Here is a 4,092-nt window from a genome sequence, read left to right as displayed (position 1 = left end):
GACCTCCTCAGGAGGACCTCCTCAGGAGATCGAGAATATAGAATAGGGGAAAAAGGTAGAATCTAGGTCCCCAAGCTTCACAATTTCCCCTACTCTTCCCCCTCTTCCCCCTCTTCCCCCTCTTCCCCCTCTTCCCCCTCTTCCCACACTCCCGTTTATAGATCCGTTTAGGGGTTCTATACTGTAGGATTAAATTTTTGAGCTGATAAAATCTTACTTTTGACTTTTGACTTTTGACTTTTGAATTAATAACTATGTTACCAACTGATTTACTTTCTCATCGGCAAACAGGAGAAACAATTATTCCTCAAAAACTCAAAATTGATGCTAAAAATTTAGCCATTGCCACAGAAATGATTAACTCTTTCCAAGAAACAGTAGGAAAAACTCAAGGAGAACTTGATAAACGTTTACAAGAAATTGAAGGAGATGACCCCAACTACCGTTTCAAAAGAGGATTAGCACATATGCTTAGAGGCAGTTTTTCTACCTTTGAAATTATCAGTCCTCTCGAACCAATAGAATTAAGAAAACGTGTTTTTACTACAGCAGCAGAAGTTGTTCCTAGTATTCCATCAACAGAATTAACTCTAGAAAAATTAGCAGCACAAATGAGTCAAGAATTAAACCGAGAAGTTATGCCTGATGAGATTAAAAAAGGTCTCTATGCTGACTTACAAGAAAATAGAATTTTGACTCAATTTGATGCTCCTACATCAGAAGCTTTATTACATAGATATAATCTGTCTCAAGTGCAAGGTATTTTTTATAAAGCTAGTCACATTGAATTAAATGCTCATCGCAATGATCCAGGAGAATACAAACTCTTATTTAGGTATGTAAAATTATTTCAATTAATGACTTATATCGAAGGAGATGCTGACCATGGTTTTACCCTCACAATTGATGGTCCTTATAGTTTATTTAAACCCAGCACTCGTTACGGTTTAGCACTAGCAAAAATGTTACCTGCATTACTACACGTTACAAAATGGAGTTTACACGCAACCTTACAAAATCGTGACACCTATAGTGGAGCTTGGAAAAAAGGTCGATTTAGTATTAATTCTGATTGTGATTTAGTTAGTCATTATCCACCTGGAAAACCTTACGATAGTATGTTAGAAGCATCATTTGTAGAACGTTGGGTAAAGTTAAAAACCGAGTGGAAGTTAGAAAGAGAAGTTGATTTAATTCCCATTCCTGGTAGTGTAATGATTCCTGATTTTAGACTGGTACATCCCAGTGGAGAATCATATTTATTAGAAATAGTTGGATATTGGCGACCGGAATATTTAAAAAAGAAATTTTATCAGGTGCAGAGTGCTGATTGTGATCATTTAATATTGGCAGTTTCCGAACGACTAAATTTGGAAAAAGCTGGTGTAAAAGTGAAAGATGTGCCAGTACCTATTGTCTGGTTTAAGGATAAGTTATTACCTAAATCAGTCTTAGAAGTTTTGGAATCTATTTAATGTTCGGTAATGGGTAATTGATAATAGTTCAAAAAACATTGATTGTCGGTGGAAAAATTAACTTATTGAACAGAAAACCTACTATAAAAAATCTCAAATAATTACGTAAGCATTTCCTGCGGAATGCTGCGCAAACAGCCGTTAGCTATCAGCAATCAGCTATTGCTTTTAGTTTTAGATATCTGAAACTTTACAGGACTTACGCAAAGACGCTATATATAGCGTCTGGTAATGTAGAGCGATCGCTATGATTTTTTAAGCGATCGCCTCAAGACAAATATCATGATCATGGATTAGGCCAAGAAACAATATATAGCTATATTTTACTGACCTAAGTTTGGTAGATGTTGCTCCATGTTAATAAATTCCATCAAAATACTCTAATGATAATATAATCATCTAGATTTGATATGAGATGTCAGGATGGAATCGCTTTGAGAAGGGAATGGTGCGTATTGATTACTCAACTTTGAGGAGGTACTCATTTACCCAGGAACTGACCTTCTTCAGTGCATCCTGTGACTCTTTCGTATCTGGCAATTTTTGCTGGAAGACGTGGGGCATCCCCTCATAGATATCGAGCTTGACAGTTTGACCCGCTTGATCGAGGGCCTGATATAACCGGACAAAGTTGCTCAGGAAGATCTCTTTCGTCCCACCCTGAATCAAAGTCGGCGGAAAGCCTGCCGAGAAGTCCCCGTATACCGGGGACACATAGGGCCGCTGGTGATCTTCTTTGTTAGCGTAGGCTAAGGCTGAGGGGCCGAGGCGATCCTCGTAGGTATAGTAGGGTTCGGCGTCACGCAGCGTTACATAGGTATCACCCGTCTCAGAGATATCGGCCCACGGCGACCAAAGTACAAGCGCGGCTGGCATACCCATGCCCAAGTCTCTCATTTTGAGCGTACTGCCAGCGGCAAGTCCACCGCCAGCAGAGTCTCCGTAGAGAACAATGTCATCCATGGCGTAGCCTTGCGCCAGAAGAGCTTGGAAAACGGAGACTACTTCATCCGTTGTTTGCTGCCACTTCGAGTGGGGAGCCAAAGTGTAGTCAATGCCAATGACTTTGAGATCAGTGGCATTGGCAAAAATAGCCATATTCTTCAGAGTTCCTTTTGCTGAATTCAAGACATAGGCACCCCCATGGGTATAAACGGCAACCTTTTCCTCGCTAGCAAGGGAACTGGGAGTAACCTCGACAACGGGCACGCCACCGATTTCAATCTCTCTGTATTCGATGTCGAAATCCGCCGCAATTTCATCCGCCTCAGCCTCAGCCTCAGCGATTTTTTCCGTCTGACGCTTTGTCCATTCAGCGATGTCATCAGGCGCGGGGGCAGAATTTTCACGGGTTTTGCTCTTCTTCAGAAGAAAGGCTTCCCACTCTGGAGAGATTGTGTCAGGCACATAGCTCCAAAGTGGTAGTGAATCGCCAGTGTAGTATTCTACTATGGCAGGGTGTATGGCTAACACCAACAAAAAGCTAGTCAGTACAGCTATGGTGATGACGGTGAATCGTTTGATCATGTGAGCTTTTCTCCTCAAAGGATTAACAAAATCTTGATCGTAGGTTTGCATCAAAAGGCTTTATCGTAGTCAGTCCAGCGAGGGGAAATTCTGGAGTTACCAAATAATATCCTTTTCATAAATAACACTATAATAACACTATTTTTGAGTGGATTATTGACTGACCAGTTGGTTAGAAAATTAGAGGATTCATCTAGGCTGTTTGAAAGCCATGAGCAACAGCCGGAGTGGGAAAAAATCCCAGAGTTATAACAATCAGGAAAATGATACATAGGCAACGTCGTATCGGGTTGGATTCCATAATCCGCCTTGGATTCAAATCCAAGGCTAATAGCTTAAGCGGGGCTGAATGCTTTTATAGCGCTACCCATTAAGGTGTTTGACATGAATAAAAGCTGAAACCCTTTTGTATTCCCCTTCACTTTAAAGATGTCACAAATAGTTTCAAACTTTAAATGTTAAATAATTTCCTATACTGATAGAAGGAGATGCTGACCATGGTTTTACCCTCACAATTGATGGGCCTTATAGTTTATTTAAACCTAGTACTCGTTACGGTTTAGCACTAGCAAAAATGTTACCTGCATTACTACACGTTACAAAATGGAGTTTACACGCAACCTTACAAAATCGTGACACCTATAGTGGAGCTTGGAAAAAAGGTCGATTTAGTATTAATTCTGATTGTGATTTAGTTAGTCATTATCCACCTGGAAAACCTTACGATAGTATGTTAGAAGCATCATTTGTAGAACGTTGGGTAAAGTTAAAAACCGAGTGGAAGTTAGAAAGAGAAGTTGATTTAATTCCCATTCCTGGTAGTGTAATGATTCCTGATTTTAGACTGGTACATCCCAGTGGAGAATCATATTTATTAGAAATAGTTGGATATTGGCGACCGGAATATTTAAAAAAGAAATTTTATCAGGTGCAGAGTGCTGATTGTGATCATTTAATATTGGCAGTTTCCGAACGACTAAATTTGGAAAAAGCTGGTGTAAAAGTGAAAGATGTGCCAGTACCTATTGTCTGGTTTAAGGATAAGTTATTACCTAAATCAGTCTTAGAAGTTTTGGAATCTATTTAATGT

General features: G+C 39.7%; 2 protein-coding genes and 1 pseudogene. 2 read left to right on the top strand and 1 reads right to left on the bottom strand.

Going from position 1 to position 4,092, the window contains the following annotated elements:
- Positions 1-254: 254 nt before the first annotated feature.
- A complete protein-coding gene (locus tag F6K18_RS34100; RefSeq protein ID WP_287527545.1) occupies positions 255-1,475 on the top strand; it encodes a DUF790 family protein in 1,221 nt (406 codons plus the stop codon).
- Positions 1,476-1,934: 459 nt separating this feature from the next.
- On the opposite strand, the gene F6K18_RS34095 is transcribed toward F6K18_RS34100, so the two are convergent.
- Positions 1,935-3,053, bottom strand: coding sequence for an alpha/beta hydrolase (locus F6K18_RS34095; RefSeq protein WP_287527546.1), 1,119 nt, complete (start codon positions 3,051-3,053; stop codon positions 1,935-1,937).
- A 427-nt stretch (positions 3,054-3,480) separates the two neighbouring features.
- On the opposite strand from F6K18_RS34095, the pseudogene F6K18_RS34090 reads away from it, so the two are divergent.
- A pseudogene (locus F6K18_RS34090) lies at positions 3,481-4,089 on the top strand (DUF790 family protein); the annotation flags it as partial.
- Positions 4,090-4,092 lie beyond the last annotated feature (3 nt).

The organism is Okeania sp. SIO2C2 (genome assembly GCF_010692625.1).
Lineage (GTDB): Bacteria > Cyanobacteriota > Cyanobacteriia > Cyanobacteriales > Microcoleaceae > Okeania > Okeania hirsuta.
Note: the sequence above shows the minus strand (reverse complement) of the source record. Positions and strands in the feature narration are given on the sequence as shown.

Bases quoted from the DNA above. Each gene is read 5' to 3' on its own strand.
- F6K18_RS34100 (WP_287527545.1), top strand. From the start codon at position 255: ATGTTACCAACTGATTTACTTTCTCATCGGCAAACAGGAGAAACAATT.
- F6K18_RS34095 (WP_287527546.1), bottom strand. From the start codon at position 3,053: ATGCAAACCTACGATCAAGATTTTGTTAATCCTTTGAGGAGAAAAGCT.